At 40.1% G+C, this 21644-nt stretch carries 14 protein-coding genes; 10 read left to right on the forward strand and 4 right to left on the reverse strand.

Going from position 1 to position 21644, the window contains the following annotated elements:
• Positions 1–42: 42 nt before the first annotated feature.
• On the forward strand, positions 43–999 hold the full coding sequence (locus GWK08_RS16005) for an alpha/beta hydrolase (protein ID WP_239524931.1): 957 nt from the start codon (positions 43–45) through the stop codon (positions 997–999).
• 14 nt (positions 1000–1013) lie between these two features.
• Here the strand turns inward: GWK08_RS16005 and GWK08_RS16010 are convergent, their stop codons facing one another.
• Positions 1014–1649 carry a hypothetical protein gene (locus tag GWK08_RS16010; RefSeq protein WP_163608237.1) on the reverse strand — a complete coding sequence of 212 codons (636 nt, stop codon included), beginning with the start codon at positions 1647–1649 and terminating at the stop codon, positions 1014–1016.
• A 96-nt stretch (positions 1650–1745) separates the two neighbouring features.
• Complete coding sequence (gene lysS / locus GWK08_RS16015) at positions 1746–3437, reverse strand: lysine--tRNA ligase (RefSeq protein WP_163608238.1); 1692 nt, start codon at positions 3435–3437, stop codon at positions 1746–1748.
• Positions 3438–3605: 168 nt separating this feature from the next.
• On the opposite strand from lysS, the gene GWK08_RS16020 reads away from it, so the two are divergent.
• The 3 genes from GWK08_RS16020 (at position 3606) to lipB (ending at position 5293) form a co-directional block, all read left to right on the forward strand.
• On the forward strand, positions 3606–3764 hold the full coding sequence (locus GWK08_RS16020; protein ID WP_163608239.1) for a YqaE/Pmp3 family membrane protein: 159 nt from the start codon (positions 3606–3608) through the stop codon (positions 3762–3764).
• Positions 3765–3769: 5 nt separating this feature from the next.
• Entirely contained in the window at positions 3770–4513 is a 744-nt protein-coding gene (locus tag GWK08_RS16025; protein ID WP_163608240.1) for a hypothetical protein, read from the forward strand.
• A gap of 63 nt (positions 4514–4576) precedes the next feature.
• The gene (lipB, locus tag GWK08_RS16030; protein WP_163608241.1) at positions 4577–5293 is read left to right on the forward strand and encodes a lipoyl(octanoyl) transferase LipB; all 717 of its coding nucleotides are present in this window, start codon (positions 4577–4579) and stop codon (positions 5291–5293) included.
• Between the two features lie 2 nt (positions 5294–5295).
• On the opposite strand, the gene GWK08_RS16035 is transcribed toward lipB, so the two are convergent.
• Positions 5296–7773, reverse strand: a complete 2478-nt coding sequence (locus GWK08_RS16035; protein ID WP_163608242.1) for a ribonuclease HII — start codon at positions 7771–7773, stop codon at positions 5296–5298.
• Between the two features lie 544 nt (positions 7774–8317).
• Between GWK08_RS16035 and GWK08_RS16040 the strand changes: the two genes are divergently transcribed.
• Genes GWK08_RS16040 through GWK08_RS16050 form a run of 3 tightly spaced genes read left to right on the forward strand, consistent with a single transcriptional unit; the run spans position 8318 to position 13590 of the window.
• Positions 8318–11269 (forward strand): SusC/RagA family TonB-linked outer membrane protein, encoded by a 2952-nt coding sequence (locus GWK08_RS16040; RefSeq protein ID WP_163608243.1) that lies wholly within the window; start codon positions 8318–8320, stop codon positions 11267–11269.
• Between the two features lie 10 nt (positions 11270–11279).
• Entirely contained in the window at positions 11280–12737 is a 1458-nt protein-coding gene (locus GWK08_RS16045; protein WP_163608244.1) for a RagB/SusD family nutrient uptake outer membrane protein, read from the forward strand.
• Between the two features lie 19 nt (positions 12738–12756).
• Positions 12757–13590 carry a DUF1735 domain-containing protein gene (locus tag GWK08_RS16050; RefSeq protein WP_163608245.1) on the forward strand — a complete coding sequence of 278 codons (834 nt, stop codon included), beginning with the start codon at positions 12757–12759 and terminating at the stop codon, positions 13588–13590.
• A 163-nt stretch (positions 13591–13753) separates the two neighbouring features.
• Here GWK08_RS16050 and GWK08_RS16055 read toward each other — a convergent pair whose 3' ends face one another.
• On the reverse strand, positions 13754–14356 hold the full coding sequence (locus tag GWK08_RS16055; RefSeq protein ID WP_163608246.1) for a ribonuclease HII: 603 nt from the start codon (positions 14354–14356) through the stop codon (positions 13754–13756).
• A 162-nt stretch (positions 14357–14518) separates the two neighbouring features.
• Here GWK08_RS16055 and GWK08_RS16060 point away from each other — a divergent pair, with 162 nt between their 5' ends.
• The 3 genes from GWK08_RS16060 (at position 14519) to GWK08_RS16070 (ending at position 21152) form a co-directional block, all read left to right on the forward strand.
• Entirely contained in the window at positions 14519–17554 is a 3036-nt protein-coding gene (locus GWK08_RS16060) for a SusC/RagA family TonB-linked outer membrane protein (protein ID WP_163608247.1), read from the forward strand.
• A 210-nt stretch (positions 17555–17764) separates the two neighbouring features.
• Entirely contained in the window at positions 17765–19069 is a 1305-nt protein-coding gene (locus tag GWK08_RS16065) for a RagB/SusD family nutrient uptake outer membrane protein (protein WP_262887820.1), read from the forward strand.
• Between the two features lie 118 nt (positions 19070–19187).
• Entirely contained in the window at positions 19188–21152 is a 1965-nt protein-coding gene (locus GWK08_RS16070; RefSeq protein WP_163608249.1) for a putative porin, read from the forward strand.
• Positions 21153–21644 lie beyond the last annotated feature (492 nt).

Below are 21644 nucleotides of genomic sequence, written 5' to 3' on the forward strand. Positions count from 1 at the left end.
AAGAGTTTCTTTTTTGGAAATCAATTGTTTAAAAAAACTATTATGAAATACCTGTTCAATATTCGTTTTGCACTGTACTCTTTAATGCTGATACTTAGCTTTTCCTGTAAGGGCAGTGGAGAGGAGGTAAAATCTGCTGATGCTCCGGCCGCTGTAGCCAAGGTTACACTTCAAAAACATACGGTTATGTCTGAAGGGCATCCGATGGCTGTATGGGAGAAAAAGGCCTCCGATGCAAAAGGAGTGATCCTCTTCGTGCACGGACGAACCTGGAGCGGAGTTCCGGATTTTGACCTGCAGGTAGAAGGAGAGGAACTTTCCCTGATGGACGGAATGATAGAGCAGGGGTATTCAACTTATGCAGTAGATCTGAGAGGTTACGGAGGAACTCCCAGAGACAGTACCGAATGGCTTACCCCGCTTAAAGCGGCAAAGGATGTAAACGCGGTCTTAAAGTGGATTGCGGAAGAGAATGATGATAAAGTACATCTGTTCGGATGGTCGATGGGATCTACGGTTTCCCTTTTGGCATCCCAGCAAAGCTCTGGATATATCAAAAGCCTGAATCTGTTTGGTTTCTGGATGGACCTGGATACCGAATTCCCCGTGGATCCGGAAGATAAAGAGCTGGAAAAAAGAATAAATACTGCAGAGGCAGCTGCCAGCGATTTTATCACTCCCGGAAGTATAAGTCAAAAAGCTATCGACACCTATGTGAAGATGGCCCTGGAAGCAGATCCGGTCAGGGTAGACTGGAGAGATATGAAGGAATTCGAGGCTATAGATCCCGCGACTATAGAACTTCCTGTATTATTAATTCAGGGAGAATTAGACCCCATAGCTCCCACAGATCGCCAGGCAAAGTTGTTTAGCCGCCTAAAGACCGCAGATAAAAGCTGGGCAGTAATTTCGGGAGGAGATCACGCAGCATTTATGGAAAGCCCCAGGCCTCAGTTTATCAGGGTTTTTACCGATTTTATTAATAGATTCAATAAGTAAAGATAAACTTTAGACTAGTCGTTGAATTTTAAAGTTTGAAGGACATTTGCCAACTCTTCTTTTTGCTCATCGGTTCGGTAAGAGTAAATAAAACTCAGACTGAATCTGTTGATGACTGTGGAAAAATAGCTCTGCTTTACGATCATTCCACCTGCCTGTATCCCGATATCCATCCGGTAAAAGTCCCGGCCTCCTATTTTAACAAGCTCAAAAGTATCGCTTACAAATTCCAGTTGCATCTGTGAGCGCTTGAGCAGGTTCCTGGAGTGAAACAGATAATCTTTCCCGCTTTTTACACCGGGTGCGTGTTTTATATTTTCCGCCAGCAGCATAAATGCCGGATTGTATTCTACCGCTGCACCTAATTCGTGTTTAAATACGGTCAATAGCTGAGCGGAGTTTACTTCGGAGGCTTTTATGACCCTCCTTAAGCTCTGATCATCTCCGGCAACCAGGTCTTTCCCTAATTCCATTAGTTTTTCACTTTGCTCTTTGCTTTGCACGACCCAGTTTTCCGGAAGTGATAGCCGGAGTTTAAAAAAATCGTTGCTGTAAATATTGTTTTCTATGCTACCGTAGTCAAAATCTTCGGTTTGCGTGTGCCCCAGAGTTATACTCAGGCAGAAACAGAGGAGTATTAGCTTTTTCATTTGGATAGGTTTATCCTAAAGATAAGTCTTTAGGACATAAAAAAAGGAATTACCTGCCGTAATTCCTTTTTCTTGGATATGCTGTATTTTTATAAGCTATCCGGCAATCTCAACAAAAAGACCCTCTTCGGTCTTATTTACCTTTGCCAGATTGTTTTTAGTCAATTCTTTAATGGATTTATCCCATTTCTTGTTGGATAAGCCCGATTGTTCCTTTAGATCGTTAAGAAGGAGCTTTTCGGCTTTCTTCAACGTGTCCAGTACACCTTTGGCTTCATCACTTATGGCAACCGCTTTGCGTTCCGGCCTCATCTGAGGGAAGAATAATACATCCTGAATAGAGGCATTATTGGTCATAAACATGGTAAGCCTGTCTATTCCGATCCCGATCCCCGAAGTAGGAGGCATTCCGAATTCCAAAGCACGAAGAAAATCGTGATCTATAAACATGGCTTCATCATCTCCTTTCTCCGACAACTTTAACTGCTCTTCAAAACGTTCGCGCTGGTCGATAGGATCATTTAATTCCGAATAGGCATTCGCCAGCTCTTTTCCGTTCACCATCAACTCAAAACGCTCTGTTAAGCCTTCCTTGCTACGGTGCTTTTTGGTAAGCGGACTCATTTCTACCGGATAATCTATGATAAAAGTGGGTTGGATATATTTGTGTTCACATTTCTCCCCGAAGATCTCATCGATCAGTTTTCCGATCCCCATGGTTTCATCAACTTCTATCTCCAGTGCCTTACAGGCCTCTCTTATTTCCTCCTCGCTCTTCTGATACAGATCATAACCCGTGTGCTCCTTGATAGCATCCAGGATCCCGATACGCTGGTACGGCGCTTTAAAATCGATCTCCTTATCACCCAGCTGTACTTTACTGGTACCGTGCAGCTCCATGGCTACTTTTTCCAGCAGTTTTTCGGTAGTATCCATCATCCAGTTGTAATCCTTGTAAGCGGCATACATTTCCATTACCGTAAATTCCGGATTATGGGTTCTGTCCATTCCCTCATTCCTGAAATCCTTTGCAAATTCGTATACTCCGTCAAATCCGCCTACTATAAGACGCTTCAGGTACAATTCATTGGCAATCCTCAGATATAAAGGAATATTCAAGGCATTGTGATGTGTAACAAATGGCCTGGCGGCTGCACCTCCGGGAATAGATTGCAGAATAGGTGTTTCTACTTCCAGGAAGCCCATTTCGTTGTAAAAATCACGAATCGTATTCATGATCTTGGTACGCTTGATAAACACTTCCTTTACCTGGGGGTTTACCACCAGATCTACATATCGCATCCTGTAGCGAAGCTCAGGATCATTAAACTCGTCAAAGGTGTTTCCATCCGCATCCACCTTTGGCAGAGGCAGAGGGCGAAGGGTTTTACTCAGGACCTTAAGATCTTTGACCATCACCGTTTTTTCTCCTACCTGAGTGGTAAAGAGTTCACCTTCAATTCCAATAAAATCCCCTATATCGAGTAGCTTTTTATAAACTTCATTGTAGAGGGTCTTATCATCTCCCGTACAGATCTCATCCCGGTTAAAATATACCTGAATACGCCCTTCAGCATCCTGCAATTCGGCAAAAGAAGCTTTCCCCTGGATACGTCTTGACATCAGTCGTCCGGCAATAACCACCTTCTTACCTTCTTCAAAGTCTTCTTTTACGTGTTTGGAAGTATGACTTACCGGGAATAAATCTGCCGGGTAAGGATCGATTCCGAGTTCACGTAGTTTTCCAAGTTTTTCTCTTCGGATGATTTCTTGCTCTGAAAGTTGCATATTCATTTCAATTTTAAGGCTGCAAAGATAGTTACTATTGCATAATGTATCAATTAGATAGGGAGAAAATATATCTCAGGGCTTTTTGTAAATCGATTTTTACAAACTGTAACAATTTACTTGTATATTGCGTCCAATAGATACATCAATCAAAATAACTTAAATCATATGAGTATCTGGAGAGTTTTGCTTGCAATCATTTTTCCACCATTATCGGTTCTTGACAAGGGTTGCGGCTCAATATTAATTGTGTTTATTTTATGGATCTGCGGTTGGATACCGGGAGTAATAGCAGCGTTAATCATACTAAATAACCCTAATAGATAAATCTGATGAGAAAAACCCTTTTTCCCCTCCTGGGGATGTTTTTGATCCTTTTTAGCAGTTGTAACTTTTCCGAAGATCTTTACATTAACGAAGATGGAAGCGGAAAAATATCTCTTAATTTCGATGGTTCCGCACTGATGAAAATGGGAGGAGGAAATTTAAATGAAACTATCGATGAAGAAGTTCTGGATTCGGTAATTTCCTTCAGGCAATTGTTAGCGGAAAAGAAAGACAGTATTGCCAACTTATCTCCGGAAGAGCAGGAACGACTTAAAAAACTGGAGCGTTTTACCATGAGAATGGTCGTTAATCAGAAAACCGAGGAAATGAAGATAGATATGTACACAGACTTTAAGAAAGTCTCTGAACTCACAGATGTCTTTGGTGCTCTTCAGAATGCCGGAGCTCTTAATGCCAAAGGAGAAGATGCACCGGAAAACCCTCTTGCTCTGGGATCAGATGCCAGTGAGGTAGAATATTCTTTACAGGGAAATACCTTTAGACGCATAGGGAAAGTAACCAATAAGGAGTTGCTTCAGCAGGCTGTAGACAGCCTTGGGCCTATGGAATCTTTTTTCGGTACTTCTACTTATACGCTTAACTATCACTTTCCGAGACCGGTGAAATCGGTTTCCCAGAAAGGAGCATTGTTAAGCCAGGACAGAAAAACAGTTACCTGGAAGGTTCCCTTCCTGGATTATATGAAGGATCCGGAACTCCTGAATATAGCTGTCATACTTGAAGATTAATTTATTAAAACATCCGCTTCTTTAGCGGATGTTTTATTTTCGAGCTTATTGTACCTTTGCAATATGAATAAAAATGTTGAGGTACAGGACCTGGGAGTTAAGGATTATAAAGAATGCTGGGATTTTCAGGAAGTACTTTTTAAGAAAATACTAGAACTCAAAATAAAGAACAGGAGAGAAGAAACAGATCTTCCTACTCCTAATCACTTCTTATTTGTAGAACACCCTCATGTATATACCCTGGGAAAAAGCGGGGATAAGGAAAATCTGCTGGTCAATGAAGAAGAACTGGCAGCCAGAGGAGCTACCTTCTATAAAATTAACCGCGGGGGAGATATAACTTATCATGGCCCCGGGCAGATCGTGGGCTATCCGATCCTGGATCTGGACAATTTCTTTACCGATATCCATAAATACCTTCGCCTGCTGGAAGAAATGATCATTCGTACTCTTGATGAATACGGATTAAAATCCAGCCGCTCTGAGGGAGAGACCGGTGTCTGGCTCGATGTAGGAACCCCGTTTGCCAGAAAGATATGTGCAATGGGCGTACGGGCATCCAGGTGGGTAACTATGCACGGCTTTGCTCTGAATGTAAATACAGACCTTGGGTATTTTGATCATATTATCCCATGCGGGATCAGAGGAAAGGCGGTTACCTCACTTAATGCAGAACTGGGTGTAAAAGAAGTGCCCCTGCAGGAAGTAAAAGAAAAATTACTGCGTCATTTTGCAGAACTGTTCGAAGCAGAACTAACAAAAGAAGATACAACCGTGTAGTCTTAGTTTATTTTATATACCAGGATAACATTCTTATCACCCTGAACCACAAATTCCAGTTTACGGTCATTATCTATATCGGCCATATCGATGGCTGAGATCCCGTAAACCGGGAAATTTTCTATAATCAGGGCATTGCTGTCATAGAGATAGATCTTTTTCGCCTGTGTATCCGTTATAGCAACATAGATCTTGTCGTTTATATAAAATATCTTAGGACTGGTGTAAAAGCCGAAATCGAGCTCTACCTTCTGGTTTTTAATACTCAGGATGTTTTCGGAGATGCTGGCCAGGGTTTTGATGGTGGCATCTATCTTGTGATTATTCCTGAGCCCGAGACTTTGTTTAGCAATCTTTCCGCTTTTATCGACCTGAATAAGTGAACCCTGATTATCGGTAGTGGTAAAGGTGCTGTTGTACAGGAATACTGGATTGCCGGAAAAATCTATGGTCTCGTTTACTTTAACCCTTGTGTTACCCCTGCGGTCCAGGATATGAAGTTTTCCGTTATCTTCCGTAAAGACCAGGTAATCCTTACCGTTCTCCCGGATATGCTTGGGAGTATTACTGATCTGTCCTGTAGTTTTTGTAAATGTAAATCCGCCTACAATACTCCCCAGCCTGTCATACATTTTAATATCGCTTCCCTGACAAATGACAAAACGGTAATTCTGATTTTTATCATAATCGAAAACAGCCAGAGGCTGAGTGATCTTTTTATCCATTTTAAGAGGGAAGGGCTCAACTTCATTCCCGTTCCTGTCCAGGATCTGAAATTGATCATCCGTTACAAATGCAAGTTGTAACCTGCCGTTCCTGTAGAGGTCTACCTGCTGGATATCGCCCTGGATCGGAGAATCCAGCTTTTTCTTCCAGAGTATTTTCCCCTTGTTGGAGATCAGATAAAGATTGTTCTCTACATCCTGAACCACGATCTCTTTTTGTTTGCTTCTGTGATTGGTTACAAATTGTGCCTTTGTCAGGATATCGGCGTCCAGGCTAATATTGAGTAATTGAGAAATGCTTCCCGCCAGGCTCTGTTGTTTTACTTTTTTGATCAGCCCGTTGATATGGGTAAAACCGTTATCCGAAACGAGCTGCATTGCAAAATGAGGATATTCTTTTGTGTTCAGCGCATTCAGATCTTTTGCATATTCCTTTTTAATGCCCTGAGAAAGGAGCTCCCTGAATTCGGGGTTGATCCCTGCTATGAGGATGGTGGATGCATCATTAAGATCTTTAGTATATTCTTTATAGGTAGGCGAATTACCCAGGGTTGACTTACTTTGGTAATTGGCTATAATCACCTTTAAGTTTTCGGATTTGTCTGAAAAAACAAGAAAATCATCCAGAATAGTATAGAAATTAGAAGCGCTATTCTTTATTAAAGGAGCATAAACCGATGCCAGTACCTTAAAATTGCTAAAACGGTAAATAGGAGTTTGCCGGTATTCATCAACTTTTGTCCGTTCATTTTCCAGCTCCGTTCTGGCAGCTTCGATATTTGTATAGTGTACGGCTACAGATTTTTCATCGCCGTGATAAATGATCCCTACTTCATTGGAGGCATCAAAAAGAGCCTTGTTCTTGTCCTTGGTGATTACCTTATTATTATAGGTATTGATATTTTGATACAGCAACTCCCAGTCGGAATAGGTAAATGAAACAAAACCTTTGGCATTTACCGGAGTAATAAAGGGGGTGCGATTGGTTTCCGGGCTGTTCCTGTCAAAAAGAGGGAGCAGGGTTGAGGCCTGATCCCCGGAAAGGGCAATTCCGTTAAATGTGATCTCATCCTGTCCTGCCAGTATATCAAGGGCAGACCAGGTTGCCAGATCCTCTATAATATCGAAATCCTTATCTGGGAATAGCTCCCCGAATAATGAGGAGAAGCCTGAGTTTTTAATAATAATGGTAGCGGAGACATCGTTTCCGCTGGTTTCGTATACCTTACTTAATGTTAGATCGCCTTCCCTTCCTTTGAGTTTGGATTGCCGGATACTGTTTTCAATGATCAGGCGGGAGGATGAAAAAATAACCACTTCATTTAATTCGGTTGAATATGCGGTTGCATCCTTCAGGCTTATTTTTTGAATAGTACCTCCTTCGTAAGGGAGGCTTTCGATCTTTCTGTCGCTGATGGAGTCGAGTTTAAACAGATCTGCCGTTTTTCTGCTGATAAGCGTATACTCGAAATTCCCCGCACCAACCTCCGAAAAACAGAACAGGAGTTCTTTTTTAGTGTCAAGATGTTCCAGGGGACTTAAAAAATCATTCAGATCTGCTTTGAGTACCGAACCGTCCAGTTTCTTTATAAAACCGTTGTTCCTGATACTGCTCTTAAAATCCTGGAGATCGTTAACCTTTATTATAACCGAAATGTCCTTTGGAATATAGTTGAGAAGCAGGGGTAATTCATTCTCTGTTTTCTGACAACTTAACAACAGGAGGCTGAAGATTACAACAAAGGTTTTTTTCATGAATCATTGATTTACTACAAAAATAATAAACTGAAAATTCCGGCTTCTATTATTCGAAAACTAATGTTGTGTTTTTTCTAAAAAAACAAGCTGAAGGATGAGAATAAGACAAAATAAGATACCGGTAATTCAGAAAGTTTCAAATGTTGGGTTTTTCTGCAAAAAAAGTATCAAAGTTAAATAAATCTAAAAGTGTTGGTATTTGCAAAACTATACGACTTTAGATATGTCTACAGACGTTATCAGAATCTTCTTTAACATTTTTATGTTAAAATAGTATAGAAAATTAACAAAATATACTCACCGCGCCCTTCCTCACTTTATTTTTTAACATTCCCATTTTTAAGTTTAATAAGAATACTACGATTAAAATACGATTTTTAACAAGTAATATCACGTTAAAACTCTTAAAATGTTAGAAAAAACCTTACGAAGTTGTTTGTTTGTGATTTTTAACAGCGCCCTTCCGACTTTAACTCTTTTCGGCTTCAACTCTTAAGATTTTATTGAGACGTTTGTTTGTGATTAAAGCAAATTATAAAATATGAGATTAAAGTTTACATGGATGTTAACGCTATTTATGGCGTTGGTCTTTCAGTCTTCTTTTGCACAGCAGAAGACTGTGACGGGTACTATTACCGACCAGGACGGCTTACCGCTCCCGGGCGCTAATATTTTAGTTAAAGGAACTACTAGAGGACAACAATCGGACTTTGATGGGAATTATTCCATTCAGGTATCGGTTGGTCAGGTTCTGGTATTTTCTTACATAGGACAATTAACAGTAGAGCGCACTGTAGGTGCAGCGAATGTTATTAATGTGCAATTACTTCAGGATGCAGAGGTCCTGGATGAGGTTGTGGTATTAGGTTATGGAACAAAATCGGTGGCTAAGGTTTCGGCGGCAGTTTCATCGGTTTCTTCCGAACAGATCGAACAGGTTCCTATTGCTTCTTTCGAGCAGATCCTTCAAGGTAGGGCTCCGGGTCTGGAGATCAGATCTGGAAATGGAGCTCCTGGTTCGGCTGCAAGGGTTAGAATTCGTGGATCGGCTTCTATTAACGGAAACAACGATCCGCTGTATATTATAGATGGGGTTCCTGTTGATGAGAACAGTTTTGCATCATTCAACCCTAACGATTTTGAAAATGTATCTGTACTTAAGGATGCTCAGGCATCTTCCCTTTACGGATCCAGGGCAGCTGCCGGGGTTATCGTAATTACTACTAAAAAGGGTAGAAAAGGACAGAAAACACAATTTTCTTACAGAAGCCAGATAGGTTTCTCCGAAGTGCCAGAACCTAACTTCGAGGTGCTTTCTGCGAGACAGTTCCTTGAATTGGGAAGAACTATCGGAGCTAACAACCTTTCTGATGCAGAGATCGATCAGCAGGTTGCTGCTGCACCAAGAAACCTTAGAGATGAGGTATTCAGAACTGGTACTACTCTAAGCCAGGAATTCAGTGCCAGAGGTGGTAGTGAAAATATATCTTACTTTGCTTCTGCTAATTATTTTGAGCAGGAAGGTATTGTAATTGGTTCTGAACTTCAGCGTTTAACCACAAGATTAAACCTTGATATTCAGGCAAGTGAGAGATTAAAGTTCGGGATTAATACGAGTTTAGGATTTTCCAGAAGGGATTTCCTTGTAAACAATGCAGGTGTAAACCTGAATAACCCTGTATTGGTTCCTTTCATCGCAAACCCTCTTGTTAACGTAAGAAATGACGATGGAACTTTCAATACCGGAGACGGATTATCCTTCCTGGCACCTAACGTTGTAGAGCGTACACAGACAGGGATCAACGAATCTGAAGAATTTAAACTTGTAGCCAGTGGTTACTTAAACTACAAATTCACTGATTTCTTAAGCTTTAACTACACATTAGGTGTGGATTTCGAAGATGATTTCGACGTATTTGCTACCAACCCTAATTCTGAGTTCGGTAGAGATGCAACTCCAGGAAACGCAGGTAACCAGCAGGAAACCAGCAGACGTGATACGAGAATTGTTTCTACTGCACAATTAAAGTATGAAGATACTTTTGCAGAGAAGCACTATGTAACAGCTTCCGGTTTTGTTGAATACATTAAAGGATTCTTCAGAAGTAGTACTTTCCAGGGATTCGGAATTGAGCCGGAACTATTCGGTTTTGCTAACTCTATTACTCCCGGAACAACAGATAACGGTCTTATCCCTACAGTTGGAGGTGTTACTACCGAAAACGGTCTGTTCTCAGTATTCGGTACTGCAGGATATGAATACGATGGGAAATACGGTATCGATGTATCCCTGAGAAATGATAAATCTTCAAGATTTGCACCAACAGAGAACAGCGCTACTTTCTATTCTGTAGCTGGACGATGGAATGTTGACAGAGAGAAATTCCTGGACAATGCAGAGTGGATCACTTCTTTAAAACTTAGAGCTAGTTTCGGTACTTCAGGTAACGAGCAATCTATCGGAGACTTCCAGTTCCTTCCTAACCTTGGAAGAACACTTTTCCAGGGAGAGAACGTACTTGTACAGGGAGCGGTTGCTAACGAAGGTATCAGATGGGAATTTACCGAGCAGTTTAACGTAGGGGTAGATTTCGGTTTCCTTAATAACAGAATTTCCGGTAGTGTTGATTACTACAACAGAGAAACATCAGATTTGATTATTCCTTTTAACCTTCCGGCTGCATTCGGAGATAACTCTGTAAATGCAAACGCAGGATCTTTGGTAAATAAAGGTTTTGAGATCGCTGTATCCGGAGATGTTTGGAGAAGTGAAGATGCAGTATTAACTGTATTCGGTAATATCGCATTTAACGATAACGAAGTTACAGATCTTGGTCAGGTAGATCAGTTCGAGCAGGGTACCAGTGTTATCCGTGTAGGAGAAAGATTAGGTTCTCACTTTGTAACTGAATTTGCAGGTGTAAACCCAAGTAACGGAGAGCCTCTTTACAGAGATCTTGACGGAAACATTACCAATGTATTTAGTGATGCATTCAGAAGAACAGGATTCGGAAGTTCTGAGCCTGAGTATACTGGAGGTTTCGGACTTAATTTCAGATGGAAAGGATTTGAAGTTTCTTCTCTTTTCTCATTTGTTGGAGGATTCTTCAGATTCAACAACGTTTCCTTCTTTACAGAGAACTTTAACTTCTTTAACGCAGGTCTGAATCAGGATGTGAGATTACTGGATGTATTCCAGAATCCTGGAGATATTACAGATATCCCTGCACCTCAGTTCCAGAGACAATTCTCTTCTCAGGATATTGAAGATGCATCCTTCTTAAGATTTAGGAATTTGACTGTTGGATACAATGTATCAGGAAAAGTACTTGAGAGATTGTCTCTAACCGGATTAAGAATATATGTTCAGGGTGTGAACCTTGCTACATGGACTAAGTTCAGAGGCTTTGATCCTGAAGATAACAACAACATCAGTAGCTTCGAATTTCCAAACCCAAGACAATTTACGCTTGGACTAGATCTTAACTTTTAATTAAAATATCATGAAAAAAATAAAATTATTAATCCCCGTATTCTTAGCTTTTTCATTGCTTTCTTGTGAAGGGACTATTGAGATCGACCCAGGCTTTATCCTGTCTGAGAATTCGGTAAATACTATACAGGAAGTAGAAAGTACTCTATTGGGTGCTTATGATTCCAACAATGCTTACTTTAATATTATCTCCTTTAACTCCCTGCATACTGCCGATGTTAGAATAGGTTTGGGTAACAGGGGGCAAGGACTTCAGACGCACTCTTTTCAGATTAACTCCGGAGACGGATTGCCTACAGGGCTTTACTTCTCTGCCTATGATGCAATAGATCAGGCTAACAGAGTTATGGAAAGAGCAAATGAAGTAGAATTGCAAGCAGGAGAAGAAGCTTTAAGAGATCAGATCATAGGAGAAGCTTTGGCCTTGAGAGCCTTTAACCATTTTGAGCTTTTAAGAGCCTTTGCTCCTTCTTTCGATCCAACCAGCCCAGGTGTACCTCTATTAGACAGAGTAGTACGTTTTGGAATTGATGATACCAATCTGCCAAGAAATACGGTAGAAGAGGTATTGGCCGGAGTTAATGACGATCTTATCAGAGCGCTTACATTAATCCCTGCTTCTGCAACTAATGTAAACAGATTTACTCAGAACGGAGTAAGAGCTTTACAGGCAAGGATTGCGCTTTACGTTGATACTCCTGCAAGTAACCAACAGGCTATCGACCTTACTACAGATCTTATTGCTGCTATTCCTCTTGCAGATCCTCAAAATTACCAGGATATGTTCTCTATAGATGATTTGGTAGGTTCTGAAGTGATCTTCCAGATAGACAGAGATCAGAATAACGGTAGGATCGGTACCATATTTACAGATGTTAACAATGATGTTTTCTTTTCAGCTTCTGTAGATCTTGCAAATCAGATCACCATGACGGATATCAGAAGAAACGTGATTTTCGATCTTGAAGATGTAATTAACGATCAGATGGCAGATTTTACTGATGGTGGAGATCTTATCATCGGAAAATATCTGGGAAGAGAAGCAGCTTTCCCTGCGGTAAACAATATCAAGGTTTTCAGAACCAGTGAAATGTTGCTTATCCGTGCGGAGGCAAATGCTAAATTAGGAAACTTAGCAGCGGCTCAGGCAGATATAGAAGCTATCAGAGCAGCCAGAGCAAGTAGTACTATTACTCCCGACTATACTAGCCAGGATATTGCACTGACCGATATTCTTGCAGAAAGAAGAATTGAATTGGCTTTTGAAGGACACAGAGCATATGACCTTAAGCGCTTCGGTCTTGGAATAGACAGATTACCTGAAGATTTCTCAGGAGTAGGAGCCAGAGCAGAAACAACTCAATCACTTCCTGCAGATAGTTTCAGATTCACTTTACCGATCCCTCAGGATGAGATTTTTGCAAACGACGGTATCAGTGATTCAGATCAGAATCCAGGTTATAATTAATAGTTAAAAGATATTAGAAATGAAAAAAATTAAATTTTGTTTTTTCCTTATAGCAAGTGTTCTTTTCCTGAATTCTTGTTCTGAAGATGATCGTGTTTTCCTGGATGTTACTGATCCGGCCAATTCTATCGCCCAGTTCAATACCGGGGAGATATTGGTGATAAACCCATCGGCAGATACACAAAATAGTATAATCGTTGGTGTTTCAACAATTTCAGATTCAGATCGTGTGATCACTATTTCTGTGGATGCGTCCAGTACTTTAGATCCGTCTTTTTACCAGATAGAATCCTTAACTCCGGTAATTCCTGCAGGACAGGTAACAGGAGAGGTGATCGTTACCACTTTTGCAACCGATATTTTTCCTGATGGAGGAGATGCTTTGGTGTTAAACCTTGAATCTGTTGAAGGAGCTACTATCCTCGATTCAAGTGTTAGTCAGTTAAGCGTTGGTACTACGGTTGAATGCCCTTCTGTTGATATTGCTGCAGTGATCGGTGACGGAGCTAATGTATTGGCTAATGAAATTCTAACCGGTGGTTTTGGAGCGCCTTTATCTGCAGGTGGACTTACAAGGTCTGTTTTAGCAGGTCCGGGTGAGAACCAGGTTACTATCGTTGGTGGAGTAGGATTTAACGGTTCTCAGGACCTTGTGTTAAACATAGATCCTGATACGGGAGCTGTGTCTTACGGAGGAGAGGATAATGTTACTTTCTTCGAGAACGCAGGTACTCCTATACCATATACAACTGTTACAGGTCAGGCATTAACCTGTATAGGATTGATAGATATTGAAATAGCGGCGCCTTTTGCAGCACCGTTCAATGCAAATACATTTACTATTCAGTTCTAGAAGATTTATTTTTAATTAATTTGATTTAGTCGTCCGAATTAATTGTATAAGCATGCCCTTCACGGGCATGCTTTTTTATACCTTATATATATAATGTATAGTTAGGTGTAAATAAATAGATCTGTGAACTGAAATTGGATCGGGATTTTTAAACCTGTAAAAGTTAAAGATCCAGAGTGTATTGCTCGGGGAGTAAACGGAAGCTTTTCCGATGGTATTTCGTAATACCGTACTTCTTTATGGCTTCTCTGTGTTCCTGCGTGGGATATCCTTTATTCTTTTTCCAGTTATACATAGGATATTCTTCGTGTATCTTCTCCATATAGGCATCCCTGTAGGTCTTGGCCAGGACCGAAGCAGCTGCGATACTTAAATATTTACCATCTCCCTTAATAACGCATTCATGAGGGATGTCCTGATAATTCTTGAATTTATTCCCGTCAACAATAATATAGCCCGGCCTGGTGCTTAACTGGTCTAAAGCTCTGTGCATTCCCAGAATGGATGCGTTTAATATGTTAATTGTATCGATTTCTGTAGGATCTATATGGACTACTCCGAAAACGAGGGCTTCTTTTTCTATAACAGGTCTTAGGAGATCCCTCTTTGCTTCCGTTAATTGTTTGGAGTCGTTTAAGATCTTGTTTTCGAAATCTTTAGGTAGGATCACGGCGCCCGCCGTTACTGGCCCGGCAAGGCAGCCCCTCCCTGCTTCATCGGTTCCGGCTATAAAAATATCTTCTTTTGGCTTGAATCTTATTAACATGAAAAAAGTGTCAGTAAAAGGCTTCTCAAAGTTAGTCGATTGTTAAAGAAAGTTCAAATTTTCACATTTATTTGTGAATTTTAACAACAAAAACGGCTAAATAACTTGATTTATTAATAATTTATTAAGATGTTTGCTGCGACTAAATCAAATTAATTAAATATGAGATCAAAGTTTACATGGATGTTAACGCTATGTTTAGCGTTCGTATTTCAGTTTTCTTTTGCACAAGAGAAAACTGTGACAGGTACTGTGACGGATCAGGATGGATTACCCCTCCCTGGTGCTAGTATCGTGGTTAAAGGAACTTCAAGAGGACAACAAACCGATTTCGACGGTAATTACTCGATTAGAGTTTCTGTTGGTGAAATTCTAGTTTACTCTTATGTAGGACAGAAGACTGTAGAACGTACTGTAGGTTCTGCAAATGTTATTAATGTTCAGTTGGATCAGGATGCGCAGGCTCTTGAAGAAGTAGTTGTGCAGGGTTATCGAAATGCAACTAAGGAGAGATCCAGTATTGCATCGACAACCATTTCAGCTGAAAAGATCGAATTAAGACCAAACGCATCTTTCGCGCAGACCTTATCAGGTCAGATTCCTGGTCTTAACATTACTACCAACACAGGTCAGCCTGGTGGTAACAGTACCATTAACTTAAGGGGTATTACTTCTATTAATGGTAACTCGGAGCCTTTATTCATTATTGATGGTGCTCCTGTAGATGAAGATAACTTCCGTAGTTTGAACCCGAATGAAATTGCTTCGGTTTCTGTACTTAAGGATGCCGGTGCAACTGCAATTTACGGTAACCGTGGTGCGAACGGGGTAATCATCGTAAAAACTAAGAAAGGTAGCTTTAACAGTGGGTTAAAGATTAACTATCAGGGACAAGTAAGTTTCTCTGAGCTTCAGGACAACGATTACGACCTGACAAATGCACAAGAGCAGTTAGAGTTAGAGAGAACTCTAAGTAGAGGTGTTGGTAACGGACTTACTGATGCTGAGATTGCTGCTTTCACAACTACTCGTTGGGAAGAAGTATTCTTCAGAACTGGTATTTCTCAGAACCACACGCTTTCTTTATCTAACGGTGGAGATAACGTAACTTCATTTACTTCTTTCGGATATAGTGATACTGAAGGTATCCTTGTTCAGAGTTCCTTGAAAAGGTTCAACGTAAGAAGTAACATTACTGGTAAATCTAACAACGATAGATTTAACTACTCTACAAACCTTTCTTTGAACTATTCAGAGTCTGATGAGCCAAACAACATTGGTGGAGGTGCAATTAACAGGAACTTAGTATTAGGTGCATATCAGTCTGTACCTTATATCTCTCCTGATGAGTATACAAACGGTGCGGCTTTATTATCTCCGCTATTATTCCGTAACACTCCTTTATTCTTATTAGATATCATTGAGACATTTACAAGAGAAGAGGCAGAGGTTAGGATTATTGCGAGTGCAAACGCAAGTTATAAGATTACTGACGATATCACCGCTAGTATTACAGCGAGTGGGGATTACACAGATGAGCACTTAACAAGAGCTGAGGGACCTGAGTCTTTCAACGCACTTCTTTTCGCTCAGACTGGAAACAATACTCCTGGATTCCAGGATCAAAACACTACAAGAACCTTTAGTTTTAACGCAGTTACATCTTTAAACTGGAATAAGACTTTTGGTAAGCATACTGTAGATGCTTCTGTATTTACAGAGTACTTTAGAGCATACTTAAGAACATTCGGATTCTTCCAAAGAGGTTTAAACCCAGCTACTTTCTCTCCTGGAGACGGTGCAGGTTTTGTTGCTGATAACGCTGCAAATGACTTCTTTATAGATACTGCAAGAGCACAGCGTAGAAATGCTGGTTTATTCTCTTACTTCGGACAAGTTGATTATGACTATGATTCTAAGTACGGTTTCACTGGAACAATCAGACGTGATGCTTCTTACCGTTTCGCTGCTTCTAACAGATGGGGTACTTTCTACTCTGTAGCAGGTAGATGGAATATTCATAATGAGCCATTTATGGAAGGTTCTATTTTCAACCTGTTAAAGCTTAGAGCTTCTTACGGTGAAACTGGTAACCAGCGTATCGTTGATGCAGGAGCTGGAGCATTAGCTTTCTTTGCTGCTCCTGATTTAACAGAGAACTTCTTCGCAACTGGAAACGGTTATGGAGGTGCTAACTCTCTATTCCTTAGCCAGATTGGTAACAACTCTCTAAGATGGGAGACTGTTAAGCAGGCTAACGTAGGTATCGATTTCGAAGTTTTCGACAGAAGACTTAGAGGATCTATCGATGGATATATCAGAACAACTGAAGATCTATTCCAGGATTCACCTGTATCTGCTATTACAAGTCAGAATGTCTTGAGAGCAAACGTTGGATCTTTAGAGAACAGCGGTATCGACCTTACATTAAATTATGACCTTATCAGAGGTGGTGCTGAAGGATTCAATCTTTCTTTGAACTTGGTAGGTAACTACAACAAGTCTGAGATCATCGACCTTCCTGGTGGAGTTGAGTCTATCAGAAACGCAAACAACAACGATTTACAGCTTCGTGTAGGTGGACCTATTAACGAGGTAACTGTTTACAGATTTATCGGAGTTAACCCAGATAATGGTAACTTATTATTCTTGGATGCTAACGGAAACGAAACTGAAAACCCAACAGATAACGACAGGATCAATACTGGAAAGAACATCGTTCCTGATTATCAAGGTAGTTTCGGATTCAATGCAGATTACAAAGGTTTCTTCTTAACTACTCAGTTTAACTACGTAATTGGTGTAGATAGATTTGATTTTGACTTAAGAGGATTCCAGAATCCAAATAACATCGGTCAGTTTAGAGCAACAAGAGATCTTTTCAGAGCTTGGCAAAACCCAGGTGACATTACAGATATTCCATCACTTACTGTTACTAACCGAGTTTTAGGAAATGATTCAGACAGAGATCTATATAGTTCAGACTACTTGAGATTACGTTTTGCAAGTTTCGGATATAACTTCCCAGCAAAATTCCTAGAGAATACAGGATTAACATCGTTCAGAGCGTTTGTTAACGGAGAGAACTTATTTACTGTTACTGATTGGAGAGGATTTGATGCAGAAGCGAGTTTCAGTGGATCTAGACAGTTCCCAACTCCAAGAATATTCTCAGTTGGTGTTGAATTTGGATTTTAATAATAAAATAAATAGTTAATGATGAAAGTTATAAATAGATTATTTCTGGTCTTTTTGCTGATTTCACTTAATGGGTGTAATGATGCAATTGATATAGATCAACCAGGACGTTTGAGCGCGGAAAATGCTTTTAGATCAGTAGCAGATTTGAACTCTGGTTTATTAGGAGTATACGCTCAGTTAGATTTGACACTTGAGATCCGTATGGGAATGTTGTTAACGGATGAGGTGACAATCGGATTTGATAGTGGTGGACAAGGTACTGCAGAATATGCGTACAATATTAATACAAACACAGGTAATGTGTTGGCAATCTGGAACAACCAGTACAGATTGATCAACTTTGCTACAAGAATTATTGAGGCTGCGGAGATCGTTGTTCCTGATGGGGCTGCTGAGCAAGCACAGCTTAATAATATCGTAGCTCAGGCACATGCCTTAAGAGCATATGGTCACTTCAGACTAATAAATCACTTCTCAACAAATTATGAGGATGATAGTGCACTAGGTGTTATTGCTCTTGACGAAGTTCCTGGGATCCAGGATCAACGTCCAAGAAACACAAATGGTGAAGTATATGCTTTGATCAATTCTGATTTGGATGCTGCAGCTGGTCTGATAGATCCTACTTTCTCTCAGAATGATCCTACCTTTATCAATACTAACTTCATTACTGCAATGAGAGCTCGTCTTGCTGCATACAGAGGTCAGTATACTCAGGCAGATAATTTTGCAGCTCAGGCGTTAACAGCTGTGCCACTTGCAGGAAGAGATGACTTCCTTGATATTTGGACAGATGCTGGAAATGCTGGGGTGATCTTTAAAGCAGAGCGTGCAGACGGAGGTCCTTTCGATAACCAGGCTACCGGTGGTGGTGGATGGGCAGGAAGTTTATTTGCCTTCGTAAACGCTACAATTACAGGTTCTCCATTTATGGAAATGGGTAGAGGAATTTACAATGGACTGATCGCTATTCCGGATGATATCCGTGAAGAGGCTTTCGTAGCTCCAACTTCTGTAATCGATCCTGATTACCTAACTAACCTTCAGGATGATATTGATATCATCGTTACTCAGATCTATCCTGGTTCTGAAGGTCAGCCACTATTGAATGATCTTAAGATCTTCAGAGCTGCTGAGATGTTATTCATCAGAGCTGAAGCTGCTGCAGAAGCAGGTAACTTAGGTCAGGCTGCTGCTTTTATTCAGCAGTTAAGAAATGAGAGATACCCAGTAGCTCAGCCGCTACCTAACTATGCAAACTCTCAGGAAGCTTTTGCTGATATCCTTCACGAAAGATCTTTAGAGCTATTTGCTCAGGCTCAGCGTTGGACTGATATCAAGAGACTTGCTGTTAGAGCTGGTATCGCTGGTGTACAAAGAGATCCTGCAGATTGTGATATTAACGGTGTATGTGCGGTTCCTGTAACGGATTTCCGTTTCACACTTCCAATCCCACAGGCAGAAATCAATGCTAACTCGGTAATTGCTGAACAGCAGAACCCAGGTTACTAAGATTGATATAAATATTAGATTAAAGGCGCTTCTGAAAAGAAGCGCTTTTTTTGTTAACAATTATTAGTGATTTTTTTCGTTCAAAAAACATACTTTTGCTGTTAAATCATTTTATTGCATGGGTCGTAGGTTATTTTTGATTTTCCTTTTATGTGCTTCAGCTGTCATGGCTCAGGACCAAAAGAATAGAGAAGAGCTCAGAGATTCTATTTCTTCTAACAGGATCAGGCAGTCAAGGGAAGGTGCTAAAAAGGAAAAAGAGAAGGAAGAGTTGACTATAAAAGATTATAAGATCATATCTCATCTCAGCGATACTACCCATTTTGATACCACCTTAACAGTTAACAAAGAATACAACTTCAATTATTTAAGAAGGGATGAGTTTGAACTGCTCCCTTTTTCCAATGTGGGGCAGCCCTATAATAAACTTGCATATGATATGCATGAAACCGACTTGTTCCCTCAACTGGGTGCAAGGGCCAAACATTACAATTACTGGGAGGTGGAAGATGTGTATTATTATAATGTACCGACTCCGACTACAGAGCTCTTTTTTAAGACAGTTATGGAGCAGGGACAGTCAGCCGATGGTTTTTTTACCTTAAATACTTCCAGAAGGTTTAACTTTTCAATTGCCAATAAGGGTCTGCGTTCTTTAGGAAAGTATCAGAATATTAGAACGAGCATCGGGAATTTCAGGCTTACTGCTAATTATTCAACCGAAAACGGAAGATATGGGTTTAAAGCTCATATAGTGTCTCAGGATGTGGAAAATCAGGAGAATGGGGGGATAACCAACCGGGACCAGTTCGAATCAGGAGATAGCGAGTTTACGGATAGATCACGTATAGATGTAGCGTTCCAGGATGCCGAAAATCTATTGGTTGGAAAAAGATATTATTTAGATCACTACTATAATATATATGATAGAAGGGATTCTTTATCATATTCCAGGTTGCAGCTAAAACATAAATTCAACTACGAAACAAAATTTTACAGGTTCGACCAGACGAGTGCCAATAGTTTTTTTGGCGATTCTTTTCAGAGCGGAAGCCTGATCGACCGGGGGCAATTGCGATCCATGTTCAATCAGCTAAGCCTGAACTATTCAAATAATATAATTGGTGCTGTTGAGGGGAAAGCTATAGCATATCGTTACAATTACTTCTTCAGGAGCGTGCTCTTTACCGATCAGGGGGTTATTCCGAGTAATCTCCGGGGAGAAGAATATGCAATAGGAGGAAGCTGGATAAAGAATATCGGGAGATTTCAGTTAAGAGGAGATTTTACCACTAATGTTTCCGGAGAGCTGGGGGGTACATTTATTAATGCTTCGGCTTCTTACGATCTGAAAGATAAAGGATACCTGAGAGCTAAAGTGTATTCTACTTCCAGGATGCCCAATTTTAACTTTCTGCTCTACCAGAGTAATTATGAGCAGTACAATTGGAATAATACAGAGGTTTTTGAAAATGAGGAGAAGAAAGGTGTCGGTTTGGATATCCGTTTAAATAAATGGTTTGATCTCGAAGCAGAATATTCCATTCTGGATAATTATTCCTATTTCGGATCTTCCCCGCTTTCGCCGGATGATACAAACCCACAGATCGCTCCTTTTCAGAGCCAGGGTACTATAAACTATCTGAAGGTTAAACTCAATAAGGAATTCAGAGTGGGTAAATTTGCGTTGAATAATACAGTAATGTATCAGATGGTAGATCAGGATGAGAATATTTTGAATGTTCCTGAATTTGTGACCAGAAATACCCTTTATTTTTCGGATCACCTCTTTAAAAAAGCATTGTATCTTCAGACGGGAGTTACCTTTAAATACTTTACTGCCTATTTTACCGATGGCTATAATCCGTTGATTTCCGAATTCTACAGCCAGGACCAGGAGGAGATAGGGGACTTCCCTTTAATAGACTTCTTTATTAATGTAAAGGTGAGGAGGACCAGGATCTATCTTAAAGCAGAACATTTTAATTCTCCTTTTACCGGGAACAATTTTTATTCGGCTCCCGATTATCCTTACAGAGATTTTATCGTTCGCTTCGGATTGGTGTGGAATTTCTTCATTTAAGAGGCCTGTATCCGGAGAAAATATTCATGACTTCTTGGGTTTGTTATAGCTGATGACAGCTTCTTGCCGAATTTTTTTTATTTGTAAATGATTGATGTTCAAAACATATAAAAAAAGTTGAAAAAAATATCGCTGAAAAATTAGAATAAGAAGAAAAAGCATTTATATTTGCACCCGCTTTGAGACACAGAGATGTAAAACAAGGCAAATAAGTTCTAAAAAATACTGGTGTAAATAGAAGAGAATCAGGCGTTTGAAAAAAAATAAAAATTTTTCAAAAAAAAGCGTAAAAAGATTTTGAGGGAAGAGAAAAGAGTTTATATATTTGCACCCGCTTTCGAGAGGAAGTTTAGAGAATAAGAAACAAGAGTTCATTGACATAATGTTAACAGCACAGTTAGATAGAGGCGACTTTATCTAACGGTTAAAAATTTTAAGCAGAGTCATTCTAAGAGAGTTTAGGGTATTGATTTTTTTGATTGTTGATTTTAA

This window comes from Leptobacterium flavescens, from assembly GCF_010671605.1.
Classification (GTDB): domain Bacteria; phylum Bacteroidota; class Bacteroidia; order Flavobacteriales; family Flavobacteriaceae; genus Leptobacterium; species Leptobacterium flavescens.